The sequence below is a fragment of the Allobosea sp. GW821-FHT09G06 genome, from assembly GCF_059416005.1.
On sequence record NZ_JBWKOI010000003.1, the window covers coordinates 47,783 to 62,766 of the forward strand.

A 14,984-nucleotide genomic window follows, 5' to 3' on the forward strand; every position below is an offset into this window, starting at 1 on the left:
CGGGGGAGGGCTCAGCATTCCGGCAGGTTGACCGCGAGCCCGCCGAGGCTGGTTTCCTTGAAACGCTCGTTCATGGCCTCGCCGGTCTGGCGCATCGCCTCGATGCAGTTGTCCAGCGGCATGAAATGCGAGCCGTCGCCGCGCAGCGCCAGCGACGCGGCCGCTACCGCCTTGATCGCGCCGATGCCGTTGCGCTCGATGCAAGGCACCTGGACGAGACCGGCCGCAGGGTCGCATGTCATGCCGAGATGGTGCTCCAGCGCGATCTCGGCCGCGTTCTCGATCTGGGCGGGCGAGCCGCCGAGCACCGCGCAGAGCCCGGCCGCGGCCATGGCGGCGGCGGAGCCGACCTCGCCCTGGCAGCCGGCCTCGGCCCCGGAAATCGAGGCATTGTGCTTGATCAGCCCGCCGATCGCCGCCGCCGTCAGCAGGAAGTCGGCGACCCTCTCCGGCTCCGCGCCGACGCAATGGTCGAGATAATAGCGCAGCACGGCCGGCACGACGCCGGCCGCTCCGTTGGTCGGAGAGGTCACGACCCGGCCGCCGGCCGCGTTCTCCTCGTTCACAGCCATGGCGTAGACACTGAGCCAATCCGTCGAGGCATGCGGCTGGGCGCGGTTGGCGAGCTTTTCGGCTGCCAGTTGCTGGTGGATGCGCGCCGCCCGGCGCCGCACGCGCAGGCCGCCAGGCAATTCACCTTCCTGGCTCATGCCGCGCTCGATGCAGTCGTTCATCACCGACCAAAGCCGGGCGAGGCCGCTATCGACCTCTTCCTGCGACAGGCGATGGATTTCGTTGGCGCGCTTCATCTCCGCGATGGAGAGGCCGCTTTCCCGGGCCATGCGCAGCATCGCCGCCGCATTGGCGAACGGGTAGGGCCAGGATGCGGCTTCCGTAGCGGCGGCCGGCGCCTCGCGCTCCTGTGCCGTCACCACGAAGCCGCCGCCGATCGAGTAATAGGTCTCGGACAGAATTTCCGTACCGGCGGAATCGCGGGCGCTGAAGACGAGCCCATTGGCATGGCCGGGCAGGGGCGGCCCGTAGTCGAAGACGATGTCCGTTGCGGGGTCGAAGACCAGCGGCGGCAGGCCGTCATGCCGCAGGAGATGGCTGCGGCCGAGTTCGTCGAGCCCACGCTCAGCCGCGTCGAAATCGAAGGCGGCGGGCGTCCAGCCGAGCAGGCCGAGCGCCACGGCGCGGTCGGTGGCATGGCCTTTTCCGGTGAAGGCGAGCGAGCCGTAGAGCGTCGCGCGGACCGCCGCGGCGCGATCGCGCGACGGGGCCTGGCGCAGCAATTCGAGGAAATGCCCCGCCGCCGTCATCGGCCCCATCGTGTGCGAGGACGACGGGCCGATGCCGATCTTGAAGACGTCGAATACGCTCAGGAACATTCCTACCCCCTGTCGAACTTGCTTTATGTGTCCGGCGCGAAGCCCAGAGGGAAATCGTCACGCCGTCACGCTTTGGATCGCCTCCGTCCGCGCGCAGGCCATCGCCTATTCCGATGGCATGACGGGCGGCGAAAGGGAATGTCCGGCCCAGCCGGAGACGGCCTTCGCCATGGTCTCGAGATGATCGGCGGCAGAAAAGCCGGATACGCGCTTGCGCGGCTTCAGGTCGTGGTCGCCATCTTCCAGCCAGAGCAGCTCGATCGCCGGCGAAAGCGCATAGGTCGAGACCTCGTCGCGCGTACCGAACTCGTCCCGCGTGCCCTGCACGATCAAGGCGGGTGTCCTGAGATCGACGAGATGCGCGGTTCGCAATTGCCCGGGCTTGCCGGGCGGGTGGAAGGGATAGCCGAGGCAGAGTAGGCCCTGGACCCGTCCGGTTTCGAACAGGGAATCGGCCACCATGCTGGCGACGCGCCCGCCCATCGACTTGCCGCCGATGATGAGCGTGCCCTTGGTACCGAGTGCCTCGATCGCGGCGAGATATTGCTGATTGAGCTTCTCGGCCTTTGGCGGGGGTGTGCGTCCCGTTCCGGCTCGTCTCGCCGCCATATAGTCGAACTCGAAGCGGGCGACGCGAAAGCCGGCGCCAGCCAGCGCCTCGGCGGCCGCCGTCATCGATGCCGAATCCATCGGCGCACCGGCTCCGTGCGCCAGGAGAATGGTCACATCGGCTCTGTCAGGGCCATTGAACAGAAACATCGGCTTCAGGTCCCGCAGAACGTCGCCAGCACGCGCTCATGCAGGGCGGGCGGCCGCGCATAGTCTTCACGGCCGGGCTGATCGTCGAAGGGCCGGGAGAGCACCTCGAGAAGGGTTTCGAACGGCGCGAGATCATCGCGCTCGACAGCTGCCTCGATCACAGCCTCGACCTGGTGGTTCCGCGGGATGAACAGAGGATTGGTACGCAGCATCGCATCCCGCCGCGTCTCGGCCGACGCCGGCTCCCGCAGCAGGCGCTGGCGCCACCGGTTTTCCCAGGCGTCGAAGGCCGAGGGATTGCCGAAGAGGCTGAGGCAGGCATCGGCATTGCCCGCTGGACCGGCAGCCTCGCTGAGGCGGCGGAAGACCAGCGTGAAATCGGTTTCGCCCTGCTGCATCGCCTCGAGCAGCGTCCTGATGAGATCGACATCCTCCGCTTCCTCGCTCGCAAGACCGAGCTTTCGGCGGAAGCCCGCGATCAGATGCGCCTGGAACTGGGGATCGAACCGGTCGAGCGCTCCTTGCGCGATCGGCACGGCCTTGTCGATGTCCTCGTCCAGCAGCGGCAGCAGCGTCTCGGCGAAGCGGGTGAGGTTCCAGCGGGCGATCGGCGGCTGGTTGGCATAGGCATATCGGCCGCGCTCGTCGATCGAGGAGAACACGGTCGTCGGGTGATAGGTGTCCATGAAGGCGCAGGGGCCGTAATCGATGGTCTCGCCGGCAATCGACATGTTGTCGGTGTTCATCACGCCGTGGATGAAGCCGATCGTCATCCATTGCGCGATCAGCGCGGCCTGCGCGGCGACGACCGCCTCCAGCAGGGCGAGATGGCGCCCGTCGCCGGTGCAGGCCGGATAATGCCTGATGATGACATGGTCGGCGAGCAGGCGCAGGGCCTCGTGATCGCCGCGCGCGGCGAAGAACTGGAAGGTGCCGATCCGGATATGGCTGGAGGCGACGCGAGTCAGCACGGCACCGGGTAGCAAGGTCTCGCGCCGGACGGAATCGCCTGTCAGGACGGCGGCCAGCGCGCGCGTCGTCGGCACGCCGAGCACCGCCATCGCCTCGCTGACGATATACTCGCGCAGCACCGGGCCGAGCGCGGCGCGGCCATCGCCCCGGCGCGAGAACGGCGTCGGGCCAGCGCCCTTGAGCTGGAGATCGTGACGCCGGCCGTCCCGGTCGACGAGCTCGCCGAGCAGAATGGCGCGCCCGTCGCCGAGTTGCGGGCTGAACCCGCCGAACTGGTGTCCGGCATAGGCCGTTGCGATCGAGGCGGCGCCCGCCGGCACGTCATTGCCGGCCAGCATCGCCACGCCGTCGGGGCTCTTCAGCCAGCCTGCGTCAAGCCCGAGCTGCGCTGCCAGCGGCTCGTTCAGCCGCAAGAGCTGCGGCGCCGGAACCGGTGTCGGGGCGACCGTGGCGTAGAAGCGCTCAGGCAGGCGCGCATAGGAATTGTCGAAGGGGATCGCAACCATCGGCCATAGATATACCCGGCTGGCCAAGGCGCAACACGGCGGAGCTTGGGCGATCGGTGAGCCGCGAGCGCGCAAGCCCCGCGGCGGCGTCGTTTAATATATATCATTTCTGCATAGCGACGTTCTGCAAAAGAATTTTCCGTATTTCCTCCAGGCTCTATCCTTGGATCTGCCGGCAGGGGCCTTGCACCCTACACGCCGGCCGCGCGCCTGAAGTCGCCGTCACCGGAGGCATCGGGCACGCCGCTGGACGTCGCGCTGCGCGTTGCCGATCCGCATTCCTGGGAGGAACCCATGAAACAGACCCGCTTTTCGATCGGCGTCGCCGCTTTGCAGTTCGCGGCGGTGTGCGGCGTCATGGTGGCGAGCATCTCCACCGGCCACGCGCAGGTGTTGCAGCGCGGATGGGTTTCCGTGTCGGCCTGCACGCCGGCTGGCCTGCTGATCCCGACCAATACGACCGAGAGCTGCGGCTCAGATGTCCTGCAGCCGATCCTGGCCGGGCTCGTCACGAACGATGCGAAGACCGGCGCGATCATCGAGGATCTCGCTGAGGCGGTGACCACCGCCGACAACAAGACCTGGACGATCAAGCTCCATAAAGGGCGCAAGTTCCACGACGGCACCGAGGTTCTCGCCAGGAACTTCGTGGATGCCTGGAACTGGGCCGCCTATGGCCCCAATGGCCAGTCGAACAACGACTGGTTCTCCATCGTCGTCGGCTATGAAGCCCTCAATCCCAAGGCGCCGAAAGGCGAGAAGCCGCCGGCTCCCGCGACCAACCGGATGAGCGGGCTCAGGATCGTCGGTGACCATGAATTCCAGGTCGAGCTGAAGAATCCGGTGCCGGTCTTCAAGGCCCAGCTCAGCTACAAGGCCTTCTATCCGATGCCGGATTCGTTCTTTGCAGACCCCGCCGCCTTCGGACGCAAGCCGATCGGGGCCGGGCCGTTCCAGCTCGTCTCCGGTTCCCCGGATTCAGGCTACAAGCTCGCGGCCTTCGCCGGCTATACCGGACCGGCCAAGCCCACGATCAAGGGGATCGATCTCAAGATCTACACGAGCCGCGAGGCGGCCTATAATGACCTGGTCGCCGGCAATCTCGACCTGCTGCGCGACATCCCGGCCTCCAAGCTCGTTGCCGACCTCTGGAAGCGCGACTTGCGTGGGCGCATCGTCGTTCAGCCGCGCGCCAACATCCAGGCGCTGGGCATGCCCTATACCGACGCCAACCCGCAATTGCTCAAGCCGGCGGTCCGGCAGGCGCTGTCGATGGCGATCGACCGCAAGGCGATCGTCGACATCCTCTTCAACGGCATCGGGCAGCCCGCCACGGGCTGGGTACCGCCCGGCGTCGAGGGCTACCAGCCCGGCGCCTGCGGCGAATATTGCAGCTTCGATCCCGCCAAGGCGAAAGAACTGCTGGCCAAGGCCGGCGGCTACAAGGGCGACGTCAAGCTCTACTATGCCGGCGACAGCGAGGTGAAATCCGCGATGGATGCGGTCTGCAATAGCATCCAAAACACGCTCGGCATCACCTGCGTGACCTCGGCGCTGTCCGACAACGCGACCTTCCGATCCTATACCCGCTCCGGCAAGGCCGATGGGCCGTTCCCGTCCAACTGGACGATGGACTACCCCTCGATCGACAATGCCCTGATCCCGCTCTACTCGAAGGACGGCACGTCCAACCGCGGCGCCTATGAGAGCGCGGCCTTCGATGCGCTGATGGACAGGGCCGCGAAGGAAGATTCGGCGGCTGCGATCAAGACCTATCAGGAGGCCGAGCGGCTTCTGGCGGCGGAGATGCCGCGCGTGCCGCTGTGGAACCCGGCCATGACGGTCGGCCACTCGCCAAAGGTGCGCTCCGTCACGCTCTACGCCAATGGCCGGATCGACTACTCGGCGCTGTCGCTGAAGGACTGACGCGAGGCATCCGCCACGGCCGAGAAACGCGAGCGACGACATGACGGGCTATATCCTGCGCCGCCTCCTGCAATTCATCCCGGTGTTCCTGGGCACGACCTTCGTGGTCTTCTTCCTGGCCTGGGGCATGCCGGGGGATCCGCTCGCCGGCAAATGCGGCGACCGGGAATGCCCGGACGCCTTCGTTGCGGCGGCGACCGAGGAGTTCAAGCTCGATCGCCCGCTGATCGTGCGCTACGGCTATTATCTCGGCGATCTCGCGCGCGGCGATCTCGGCCGCTCCTTCACGGGACGCGACGTCTCGGAGCAGCTCGTCGCGGCCTTTCCCGCGACGGTGCGGCTGGCGCTGCTCGCCGTGCTGATCGAGGTCCTGCTCGGCATCACCATCGGCGTCGTCGCGGCGCTGCGGCCGGGCAAGACATTCGATACCGCGACCATGATGCTGGGGCTGGGCATCATCGCCTTTCCCAGTTTCGTCGTCGCAAACCTGGCGCAGCTCGTGTTCGGTGTCCGGCTCGGCTGGTTCCCGGTGACGGTAAGCGATCCGACGAGCTTCTTCGAGCTCCTGCTGCCGGCGATCGTGCTTGCGCTGGCACATCAGGTCACGCTTTCCCGCCTGACGCGCTCGGCCGTGATCGAGACCATGCAGAGCGACTATGTCCGCACGGCCCGGGCCAAGGGGCTCGGCGAAGCGCGCATCGTCATCGTGCACGCCCTGCGCAACAGCCTGATCCCGGCCGTGACCTATATCGGCAAGGATATCGGCGGGCTGCTCGCCGGCGCCGTCGTGGTCGAAGGCGTCTTCAACATCAGCGGCGTCGGCGGGCTGATCGTCCAGTCGATCCGCAGCCATGACGGCATCACCATCGTCGGCGCCGTCACCGTGGTCGTCGTCGCCTACCTGTTCATCAATCTCCTCGTCGACCTCTCCTACGCCGTGCTGGACCCCCGGATCCGCTATGACTGATCTTCTTCAGGCCACACCGCTCGCCGCGACGGAGCCACACCGGCGCAGCCGCTCGCTCACCGGCGAGGCACTGGCGCAGCTCGCCCGCTCGCCCCTGGTCTGGATCGCGCTCGTGGTCCTTCTGGTCCTTGTCGCGATGGCGATCGCGCCCGGCCTCTTCACCTCGGTCGATCCGCAGCGCTGCATCCTGCTGAACTCGCGCAAGCCGCCGGCCTATGGAAGCTGGTTCGGCTTCGACATCCAGGGCTGCGACGTGTTTGCGCGGACGGTCCATGGCGCCCGCGCCTCCCTGTCCGTGGCGCTTCTGGCGACGCTGGGGAGCACGTTCATCGGCGGGATGCTGGGGCTGGTCGCCGGCCTGAAGGGCGGCGTGGTCGATGCCGTCATCTCGCGCGTCACCGATGTCGTCCTTGGCCTGCCGACCCTGCTCGGAGCGATCGTCATCCTCGCCACGCTGGGCAGCTCGGGCAGCGGCGTGCTGCGCCTCGCTCTGGTGCTGTCGCTGCTCGGCTGGGCCACGGAGGCGCGGCTGATGCGCGCCAGCGTCCTGCAAACCCGTAACGCCGAATATGTCGATGCCGCTCGCGCCGCGGGGGCAAGCAGCCTGCGGATCGCGCTGCGCCATGTGCTGCCGAACTCGGTCGCCCCGCTGCTCGTTCTCGCGACGCTGTCGCTCGGCGGCTATGTCGGCACCGAAGCGACCCTGTCCTATCTCGGCCTGGGCTTGCAGCCACCCGTGATCTCATGGGGCACCGCGATCAGCGACGCTCAGCCCTATCTCGCCAGCGCGCCGCACATGCTGCTCTTCCCCAGCCTCGTGCTGACCGTCACCGTGCTGGCGCTGGTGTTGCTCGGCGAAGCCGTCCGGCGTGCCTTCGATCCGCGCTCGCGCTGATGCTGTCCGGTTGAGCAACGATCCCGACCACCAAGGCAATTGGCTGTCATGAACCCCTTCGCATCCTTCCTGAACAACCGGCTCATCGCAGGCGGCCCCAGTGACACGGTCGTCACGCGCAGGGAGGCGCAGGCCGATCTGGAGGCGCTGCACGACATCATCCGGGATCGCCACTCGTATGTGTCCGCCGTGGCCTATCCCTATGAGCGCGCCATCGCGGTGATGAGCGAGCAGCTGCCGGAACAGGTCTCGGTCCGCAATCTCGCGCTGCAGGTCCAGAAGCTCGTCCAGCATCTCGGGGATTCCCACGCCCAGGTCGTCGACTGGATGCAGGCCCTGCCGGGCGGCTATAGCCCCTTCGCGATCGGCATCGAGAACGACCGGGCCTTCGCCTATGATCCGCAGGCACGGGTCCTGCTCGATGCGGACCATCCCTTTGTCCGGTCGATCGATGGCTTGCCGTTCTTTCAATGGCTGGAGCGAGCCGGCGACATCACCAGCGGCCCCTATGCCTCGCGCTCGCAGCGCGTCGCCCGCAGCCTGCGACTCCTGCGCCATGTCGGCTATATGCGCCGGGAACTCGGGCTGCCGGATGAGCCGACCATCGCCGTCGAGCTCTGCGATGCGGCCAACCGCTCGGCCAGGACCGTCATGATCCCGGTCGCGGAGACGCTGGAGGCGTTCGGGCCACTGCTGCCGCTGTCGAACGAAAGCGGCGTCCGGCCAGGGAATATCGGCTATCTCCGCATCTACTCGCAGAGCGACAGCGCGCTTGCCGCCCGCATCGACGCGCTGATGGCACCGCTGCGCGATACGGACGCCCTGATCATCGACGCAAGGCAATGCGGCGGCGGGACGCGCGAATGCCTGTCGGCGCTCTTTCCCTATTTCATGACGCCGGAGGACGGACCCTACATCCATAACGTCGCGAGGTTGAGGGCGCCGGCCGATACGCCTGTCCAGACCCTGATCGACCTGCTCAAGGTCGATGACAAGGCGATGTTCTTCCGTGCCGACCCGAGCCGCCCCGCCGATGAGAAGGCCGCTCTGGAAGCTCTGCTGGCGGGTTTCCACCCGCAATGGCAGGTGCCTGAGGGGGATTTCACCGACTGGTATTACGGCGTGCTGCGCGCCTTGCCCGGCAAACCGCATTACGACCGGCCGGTCTACCTCCTGATGGATTGGGGCGTCGGCAGCGCCGGTGACATCTTCGTCTCGACCTTCAAGGGCTGGCGGAACGTCACGCTGATCGGCTCGGCGAGCAACGGGCGCAGCGGCAACAGCATCCCCTTCCTGCTGCCGAACAGCGGCATCCGGGTGCGGCTTTCGACGATGGCCTCCTTCCAGAAGACCGGCGAGATGTATGACGGCTTCGGCATCGCCCCCGATCTGTTCATGGAAGCACGGATGTCGGATTGGCTGGGCGAAACCGATACGATCCTCGACCGTGTCATGACGATGGCGTGGCGCGGCGCCTGAACTTTCGTCGAGGCGCCTATGGCGACGCCAGCATCTCGGAAAAGGCCTTGGTCAGCATCGACGGCGCCATCGTGATCGATTGCGCCAGCAACACCTCGACCGGGATCGGCGGGTTGAGGTCCTTGATCGCGAACTGTCCGGCAAACGTGTTGGCGACATAGGGATTGACGACGCCGATCCCGACGCCGGCAGCGACCAGCGCGCAGATGGTGATCGACGAGTTGGTCTCCACCGCGACATCCTCGGGATAGCCGCCCTCGGCGAGCAATTCGCGCATGCGAATGACGATATTGTCGGAATCGTTGAGCAGGATCAGCCGATAGCGCTGGAGCATGTCGAGATCGACCGAGGGCAGGCCGGCGAGCTCGTGCTCGTGGGGCACGATGCAGACCGCCTTCGACCGGGCGATCGTCGTGCACTGAAACAAGGCGGTGTCCATCGTCCCGGTGGTGAGCGCGATATCGACCAGCTCCTGACGCAGATGCTCTTCGAGCTGCGGCGTCGCCTCCGTCTGCAGGTTGATGAAGGTGCCGGGGAAGCGCTGCATGAAGCGGTCGATCACCTTCGGCAGCAGGCCCGTGGCGAGCGTCGGGGTGCTGCCGATGCGCAGCACCCCCGCACCAGATTTCCGGAGGATGCCGACCACGGTCTCGATCTTCTCCAACCCCTCGAAATGCTTGCGGACCGATTGGTAGAGGTGCCGCCCTTCGCGCGTCGGGCGCAGCCTTCCGTGATGCAATTCGAAGAGCTGCAGCCCGGCGGCCTGTTGCAGGTCGGCGAGCTTGCGGCTGATCGAGGGCTGGGTCGTGTTGAGCGCGATCGCGGCCTTGGTCGTCGTGCCGGTTTCCATCACCGTCTTGAAGACCTGGATCTGCTGGAAATTCAATGGCCTGCCCATGACGGTCCTCTCAGTATCGACGGCGCCTGCTGTATATCATTTCTGCATACGGATGTTTTGAGAAAGAATTTTTTTGCATCCCCTTGAGGACTTAGCTTCGCGGCCTGTTCCTCACCGTTTTCGGATGACGGAACCGCTGCGGGCAGCTCCGCCCGGATCTCGAAAGCATAAGTGGCGGCGATGCACAGCCTGGTTCAACCGATCGCGCGAAGCTGCCCGACCCACCGGGTCGGGGGCGGCCCCGGCCATCACTTCTTCGGCTATTACGACAAGACCAACTGGGGCGCCGGCGATCGCCTGCTGCTCGGCCATCGTGTCGCGGCGCGCGACTTCGAGTTGATGCCGGACAGCGCCGCCGAGGTCGGCTATTTCGACCTGGCCGGTGACGGCGCCTTCCACCCTTGCGGCCGGACGACGACCTGGAACTGGCAGATGGGCGCCCAGTTGCAATGGCTCGATGCGGCCCGCAGCGAACGGCTGATCTACAATGTCCGCACCCGCCACGGCAGGGGGCTCTATCCCGGCTTCGGCTCTGTCATCTTCGATCTCGCCAGCGGCAGCTCGCGGGACCTCGACACGCCGATCTATGTGGCGGCTCCCAATGGCCGTTACGCGCTGACCATCGATTACGAGCGGCTCTACGTCACCCACCGCACCATCGGCTATGTCGGGCTTGCCGGCCACCGCACCGGCCTGCCGCTCTGCCCCGCCGATGACGGCATCCACCGGCTCGATATCGAGACCGGCGAGACCCGGCTGCTCGTCAGCTATGCCGATCTCAAGGCCCTGGATCACCGCCCGTCCATGGACAAGGCGATCCACTGGGTCAGCCATATCGAGATCAACCCGTCCTCCAGCCGCATCCTCTTCCTGCATCGCTGGACCGAGCGCGTCGAGGACGAGACCTGCTTCCTGCACCGGCTGATCACGATGGACCCCGATGGCGGCAATATCCGGCTGCTGGAATGCTCGGACCACCCGCTGCCGCAATTGCAGGACGATTTCGATCCGAGCGCGGTCGGCACCTTCGATTACGAGAAGTCGGAGTACCAGATCTCCCATCCGCTCTGGCGCGACGACGGCCACATCATCGTCTGGGGGCCGCATGCCGGCTCGATCCACTACCATCTCTACGCCGATGCGGAGCCGGTCGGCGTATCCGTCATCGGCCGGGACGTACTGACCGAGAACGGTCACATGACCTATTCGCCGGTCGACCAGCGCTGGCTCCTGACCGACACCTACCCCGACCCCGCCAGCAACGAGCGGATTCTGATCCTCTACGACATCGCCAGGGGCGTCCGTCACGACATCGGCAGCTTCTACACCGATCCCGCGCTGACCAAGGAGAACCGTTGCGATCTCCATCCGCGCTGGAGCCAGGACGGTCGCCGCGTCTGCATCGACTCGATGCACGAGCATGAGCGGCAGATGTACGTGATCGACGTCTCGTCGATCGTCGGTTCTTAGCGAGGGAGGATCATCGACATGAAGACGATGCTATCGACTTGCCTGGGTGCTGCCGCAACGTGCCGCTGATCGTCCAGTTCTTCATCTGGTTTTTCGTCGTGCCGGAGGTCTTGCCCACGACGGTCGGCGACTGAATCAAGGGTATCACGCCGAGCACCCAGGTCCTCGTCGTCTCCGTGCTGGCGCTCGGTTTCTTCACCGGCGCGCGCATCTGCGAGCAGGTCCGCGCCGGGCTCGCCGCCCGGCCAGCTCCAGGCGGCGCAGGCGCTCGGTTTCCGGCTGGTCCCGGCATTCCGCCACGTGCTGCTGCCGCAATGCTTCCGGCGCATCCTGCCGCCGCTGACCTCCGAGTTCCTGATCATCTCGAAGAACTCCGCGGTGGCCTCGACGATCGGGCTGCTCGAGCTCAGCGGCCAGGCGCGGCAGCTCGTCGATTTCACCGCGCAAGCCTATGAATCCTTCATCCTGGTGACGCTCGCCTATATCGGGCTGAACGTCGCTATCTTGCGCCTGATGGAAGGGGTCCAGCGGCGCATCCGGCTTCCGGGCATGATGGGGGCCTGAGATGTTCGCGCTCGACTGGGACAGTATCTTGGCCGCCAGGGGCGTGATCGGCGCCGGCATCGTGGTCACGCTGCAAGTCACGCTGGTCGCCATTGCCGGCGGCACCGGGCTCGCGATCCTCGCCGTCTCCGGCAGCAAGGCCCTGCAGCTTTTCGCCAGGGTCTATGTCGCGCTCTTTCGGGCCGTGCCGTTGGTGACAGGGCGGCGGCCTGACCACGCAGCAAATGCACCGAAATGGCATCGGTATTTCCGCGCGCTCACCGATTGTGGCAATTCCGTCGAAACGGGCGAGGTCACGATCATCCGTGGCCTTTCAGGCCCGGTATCCCCAGCTTGAGAAGCCACGCCAACACACCCGCTGGACAGGAGTGGTTCATGCTGCTGCCGAAAGGCTGAGGAGATTCGCGAGCGCTACGCAAAAAGCGCTCCCGCTTCTTTTGCGAGATCGCTTTCGTGCCCAATCCAAACGATTGGAAAATCGAAGGAAAAAGTGGCGGAGACGGAGGGAGTGCATTCCAATCGCCGCTAAGTCGTTGATGGATCGAAATTTCCATTGATTTTCAAAGGCCCGTCACATAATATTGCTACACAATTTGCTACACAAATCGGTTTTTGGCATCTCGAAAATGGCTACGCGAGTCCGTCACCTCCTCCACCGCAACGGTCGCTATTACGCCCGGCTTCGTGTCCCAGATTTGCTGCGTGATATTGTGGGTAAGCGCGAGCTTACGAAGGCGCTGGACGCAGACCGGAGCATCGCCTTGCGGCTCCTGCCGTCGGCCGTTCACACGATGCAGATTCAGTTAGACGAGGCCCGCGATCGGGCTACGGCGCTGAGCGTTCCGGTGTCTTCGAAGCGCCGTCCGCTGAGCATCCAGCAGATGGCAGTTGCACACTATGGCCGGGAGCTTGGCCGCGACGACGCAGCCCGAAGCCGGCCCGGAGCTTATGATCCGGTCAGCGAAGCCGCGTTGCGCCCTCCCTACTATTTCGCGCTCAAGCGTGCCGCGCACGGTGGCGCCGAGGATGATGAGCTAGCCGCCCTCATGCAGTGGGCCGTGGAAGAGATCGCCGCTGAAGGCGGCCCTGTTCCGGCGAGGGGCACCGACGAGTGGCGCACGCTCGCCCGGATGCTCGCGGGCGTGCAGGCCGAGAAGATCGAGAACCAGAGCCGGCGCGACCGTGGCGAGCCGGACGCCCCGCCGAGGCACCCTATGCTGGTGCCTGCTAGCGAGTTGCCTTCCGCGAGCGCCGATCCGCTGCGCGCCCGCATCATCGGTGCTGATAGCACCAAGCCCTTGTCCGAAATCCTACCGGCCATGCTGAAGGAGAAGCAAGCCAAGGACGCGACCGAGTATGAGTATGGCGTTGCCGTCCGCATGTTCGAGGAATTCATGGGCGAGGGGAGGCCGGTCTATCGGATCACTCGCGCTGACGTGCTGGCCTACAAGAACGCGCTGCTCGACACGCCTTCGAACTACAGCAAGCGCTTCCCGGAGAAGCCGCTGCCTGACGCGATCAAGCTCAACAAGGCCCGGAAGACGCCGTTCCCGGCGTTGAGCGCCACGACCATCAATGACAAGTGGCTGCCGCGCCTGTCGGCGCTCATGTCATGGTGCGTCGATAACGAGATCATCCCCGACAATCCCGCGCGCGGCGTGAAGGTCGATACGAAGAAGGGTGCGACGAAGGCGCCGCGCGTGCCGTTCACCTCAGTTGACCTGAAGGCCATCGTCGCCCCGCCGCTCTTCAAGGGCCAGGACTTCGGCGAGAAGCATTGGACGCTCCTGATAGCGCTCTACAGCGGCATGCGCGCATCAGAGATCGCCCAGCTTCGCCTTGAGAGTATTCGCAAGGAGCGTGGCGTGCTGGTGTTCGCCATCGAGGAAGAGACGAAGAACCAGCAGTCGGTTCGCCTGACGCCAGTTCACAAGAAGCTGTTGGGCCTTGGCCTTGAGGCCCGTATCGCGAAGCTGAAGGCGGCCGGCGAAACGCACCTGTTCCCCGGATGGTATGGGGATGGGCAGACCCGTATCGCCGCGAGCGCTGGCGGTAAGCGCATTCTCAACCAGCCCTATAGCCAGTTCATTCCGCGATGGTTTAACCGGACCTATCTGCCGAAGGTCGGCATCACCGATCCGGCGAAGGTCTTCCATTCCTTCCGGCACACTTTCAAGACGGCGATGTCGGTTGCCGGTGTGCCGCGTGCTGTTAGCGACCAGATCACCGGCCATGACGATGCGTCGTCGGGCGCCGGCTATATCCATGACGCCTCGCTCGACGTGTTGAAGGAGGCTGTTGACCGCGTCGCCTATGAGCTTCCGGCTCTGTTCAACTCTACAAAGGACGGCGGGGCTTAAAGGTATGCTCCCTCAAATGATCCGATTAAGCAGTATTTGACCGGCGCGTTATCGGAGCTGAACCCGATTACGATTCCGTTTGGCGAGCCTCCTTTCTTTTTGGTTTCCTCCATTAGTGCATTATCGCTTTCATTACATATCAATAAATCTGAGAATCCCTTAGAATTGGCCTGAAAGCCTGCGGCGATATCGCTAATCTGGTGTTTGCGCAGGTATTCGATGACGTTGGGGCTCTTCCGAGAAATATTATTGAGGGTTTCATTCATAATGATGCCGACCTTATCTCTTTGCTTTAGCGTAATTAATATTGAGCGGTAGGGTTCTATCGTTACTACACGTCTTTCTAAGGCTTTCCCGTCAACAACAACGGATGGCTTTCCAGGGTGATGCGCTCGAATTTCCAGCGGCCTGTCAGTTTTATTCTTCAGCGCTAGCGTTCCGGCTCCATCGAAATACCACTGCTTTTCGTCATTGTTTTCAGTTGGTTCGGAGGAAAGCGCGATATCGAACTTTTCAAATTGAACGCTGAAGTCATCGTAGATTCTTGGCTTGATCCCGAAATAGGGAGCGAAGGTCGGCCCGAGGGTCAACCCTGCAGCCAGTGCAGTCACAACGCCGCAAGCGGCAACTAACTTCTCCGTAGGCGTCAAAGCACACCTGATGGTTTTGAGGTGCCTAAGTATAGCAGGAAAGGTTTGCTGCGGCAGCGAAGCGAAGGCCGTTGGAGGGCCATGTCCACAACGATCTTGTAAGAAATTGATCCTAATTAGGAGTAAAAGCTTGATACGCGATTCCGC

At 64.6% G+C, this 14,984-nt stretch carries 14 protein-coding genes; 8 read left to right on the plus strand and 6 right to left on the minus strand.

Going from position 1 to position 14,984, the window contains the following annotated elements; translation table 11 throughout:
• Nucleotides 1–11: 11 nt before the first annotated feature.
• The 3 genes from AC07NY_RS16445 to AC07NY_RS16455 form a co-directional block, all read right to left on the minus strand.
• Entirely contained in the window at nt 12–1,391 is a 1,380-nt protein-coding gene (locus tag AC07NY_RS16445) for an L-serine ammonia-lyase (protein WP_494584732.1), read from the minus strand.
• A gap of 105 nt (nt 1,392–1,496) precedes the next feature.
• Nucleotides 1,497–2,159: an alpha/beta hydrolase family protein gene (locus AC07NY_RS16450; RefSeq protein ID WP_494585132.1), complete on the minus strand. Its 663-nt coding sequence runs from the start codon at nt 2,157–2,159 to the stop codon at nt 1,497–1,499.
• On the minus strand, nt 2,156–3,628 hold the full coding sequence (locus AC07NY_RS16455; RefSeq protein WP_494584733.1) for a protein adenylyltransferase SelO: 1,473 nt from the start codon (nt 3,626–3,628) through the stop codon (nt 2,156–2,158). Before AC07NY_RS16455 ends, AC07NY_RS16450 begins: the two co-directional genes overlap by 4 nt.
• 294 nt (nt 3,629–3,922) lie before the next feature.
• Between AC07NY_RS16455 and AC07NY_RS16460 the strand changes: the two genes are divergently transcribed.
• From AC07NY_RS16460 to AC07NY_RS16475, 4 genes are read left to right on the plus strand one after another with little or no spacing between them, the layout of a single operon-like run.
• A complete protein-coding gene (locus tag AC07NY_RS16460) occupies nt 3,923–5,554 on the plus strand; it encodes a peptide ABC transporter substrate-binding protein (protein ID WP_494584734.1) in 1,632 nt (543 codons plus the stop codon).
• A gap of 40 nt (nt 5,555–5,594) precedes the next feature.
• Nucleotides 5,595–6,521 carry an ABC transporter permease gene (locus AC07NY_RS16465; protein WP_494584735.1) on the plus strand — a complete coding sequence of 309 codons (927 nt, stop codon included), beginning with the start codon at nt 5,595–5,597 and terminating at the stop codon, nt 6,519–6,521.
• Complete coding sequence (locus AC07NY_RS16470; protein ID WP_494584736.1) at nt 6,514–7,416, plus strand: ABC transporter permease; 903 nt, start codon at nt 6,514–6,516, stop codon at nt 7,414–7,416. Before AC07NY_RS16465 ends, AC07NY_RS16470 begins: the two co-directional genes overlap by 8 nt.
• Nucleotides 7,417–7,464: 48 nt before the next feature.
• The gene (locus AC07NY_RS16475; RefSeq protein ID WP_494584737.1) at nt 7,465–8,895 is read left to right on the plus strand and encodes a S41 family peptidase; all 1,431 of its coding nucleotides are present in this window, start codon (nt 7,465–7,467) and stop codon (nt 8,893–8,895) included.
• Between the two features lie 16 nt (nt 8,896–8,911).
• Here AC07NY_RS16475 and AC07NY_RS16480 read toward each other — a convergent pair whose 3' ends face one another.
• Nucleotides 8,912–9,793, minus strand: coding sequence for a LysR substrate-binding domain-containing protein (locus tag AC07NY_RS16480; RefSeq protein ID WP_494584738.1), 882 nt, complete (start codon nt 9,791–9,793; stop codon nt 8,912–8,914).
• A gap of 180 nt (nt 9,794–9,973) precedes the next feature.
• Between AC07NY_RS16480 and AC07NY_RS16485 the strand changes: the two genes are divergently transcribed.
• The gene (locus AC07NY_RS16485; RefSeq protein WP_494584739.1) at nt 9,974–11,263 is read left to right on the plus strand and encodes a hypothetical protein; all 1,290 of its coding nucleotides are present in this window, start codon (nt 9,974–9,976) and stop codon (nt 11,261–11,263) included.
• 10 nt (nt 11,264–11,273) lie between these two features.
• Here the strand turns inward: AC07NY_RS16485 and AC07NY_RS16490 are convergent, their stop codons facing one another.
• Entirely contained in the window at nt 11,274–11,474 is a 201-nt protein-coding gene (locus AC07NY_RS16490) for a hypothetical protein (RefSeq protein WP_494584740.1), read from the minus strand.
• Between the two features lie 68 nt (nt 11,475–11,542).
• On the opposite strand from AC07NY_RS16490, the gene AC07NY_RS16495 reads away from it, so the two are divergent.
• The 3 genes from AC07NY_RS16495 to AC07NY_RS16505 all read left to right on the plus strand — a co-directional run bounded on the left by AC07NY_RS16495 (nt 11,543) and on the right by AC07NY_RS16505 (nt 14,187).
• Nucleotides 11,543–11,827 carry an ABC transporter permease subunit gene (locus AC07NY_RS16495; protein WP_494585133.1) on the plus strand — a complete coding sequence of 95 codons (285 nt, stop codon included), beginning with the start codon at nt 11,543–11,545 and terminating at the stop codon, nt 11,825–11,827.
• A 1-nt stretch (nt 11,828) separates the two neighbouring features.
• On the plus strand, nt 11,829–12,164 hold the full coding sequence (locus AC07NY_RS16500; protein ID WP_494584741.1) for a hypothetical protein: 336 nt from the start codon (nt 11,829–11,831) through the stop codon (nt 12,162–12,164).
• A 289-nt stretch (nt 12,165–12,453) separates the two neighbouring features.
• Nucleotides 12,454–14,187 carry a tyrosine-type recombinase/integrase gene (locus tag AC07NY_RS16505; protein WP_494584742.1) on the plus strand — a complete coding sequence of 578 codons (1,734 nt, stop codon included), beginning with the start codon at nt 12,454–12,456 and terminating at the stop codon, nt 14,185–14,187.
• Here the strand turns inward: AC07NY_RS16505 and AC07NY_RS16510 are convergent.
• Nucleotides 14,184–14,837 carry a hypothetical protein gene (locus AC07NY_RS16510; RefSeq protein WP_494584743.1) on the minus strand — a complete coding sequence of 218 codons (654 nt, stop codon included), beginning with the start codon at nt 14,835–14,837 and terminating at the stop codon, nt 14,184–14,186. The genes AC07NY_RS16505 and AC07NY_RS16510 overlap by 4 nt on opposite strands.
• Nucleotides 14,838–14,984 lie beyond the last annotated feature (147 nt).

Coding starts and splice junctions, on each gene's coding strand:
- AC07NY_RS16445 (WP_494584732.1), bottom strand. CDS start 1,391: ATGTTCCTGAGCGTATTCGACGTCTTCAAGATCGGCATCGGCCCGTCG.
- AC07NY_RS16455 (WP_494584733.1), bottom strand. CDS start 3,628: ATGGTTGCGATCCCCTTCGACAATTCCTATGCGCGCCTGCCTGAGCGC.
- AC07NY_RS16460 (WP_494584734.1), top strand. CDS start 3,923: ATGAAACAGACCCGCTTTTCGATCGGCGTCGCCGCTTTGCAGTTCGCG.
- AC07NY_RS16465 (WP_494584735.1), top strand. CDS start 5,595: ATGACGGGCTATATCCTGCGCCGCCTCCTGCAATTCATCCCGGTGTTC.
- AC07NY_RS16470 (WP_494584736.1), top strand. CDS start 6,514: ATGACTGATCTTCTTCAGGCCACACCGCTCGCCGCGACGGAGCCACAC.
- AC07NY_RS16475 (WP_494584737.1), top strand. CDS start 7,465: ATGAACCCCTTCGCATCCTTCCTGAACAACCGGCTCATCGCAGGCGGC.
- AC07NY_RS16480 (WP_494584738.1), bottom strand. CDS start 9,793: ATGGGCAGGCCATTGAATTTCCAGCAGATCCAGGTCTTCAAGACGGTG.
- AC07NY_RS16485 (WP_494584739.1), top strand. CDS start 9,974: ATGCACAGCCTGGTTCAACCGATCGCGCGAAGCTGCCCGACCCACCGG.
- AC07NY_RS16490 (WP_494584740.1), bottom strand. CDS start 11,474: ATGCGCGCGCCGGTGAAGAAACCGAGCGCCAGCACGGAGACGACGAGG.
- AC07NY_RS16500 (WP_494584741.1), top strand. CDS start 11,829: ATGTTCGCGCTCGACTGGGACAGTATCTTGGCCGCCAGGGGCGTGATC.
- AC07NY_RS16505 (WP_494584742.1), top strand. CDS start 12,454: ATGGCTACGCGAGTCCGTCACCTCCTCCACCGCAACGGTCGCTATTAC.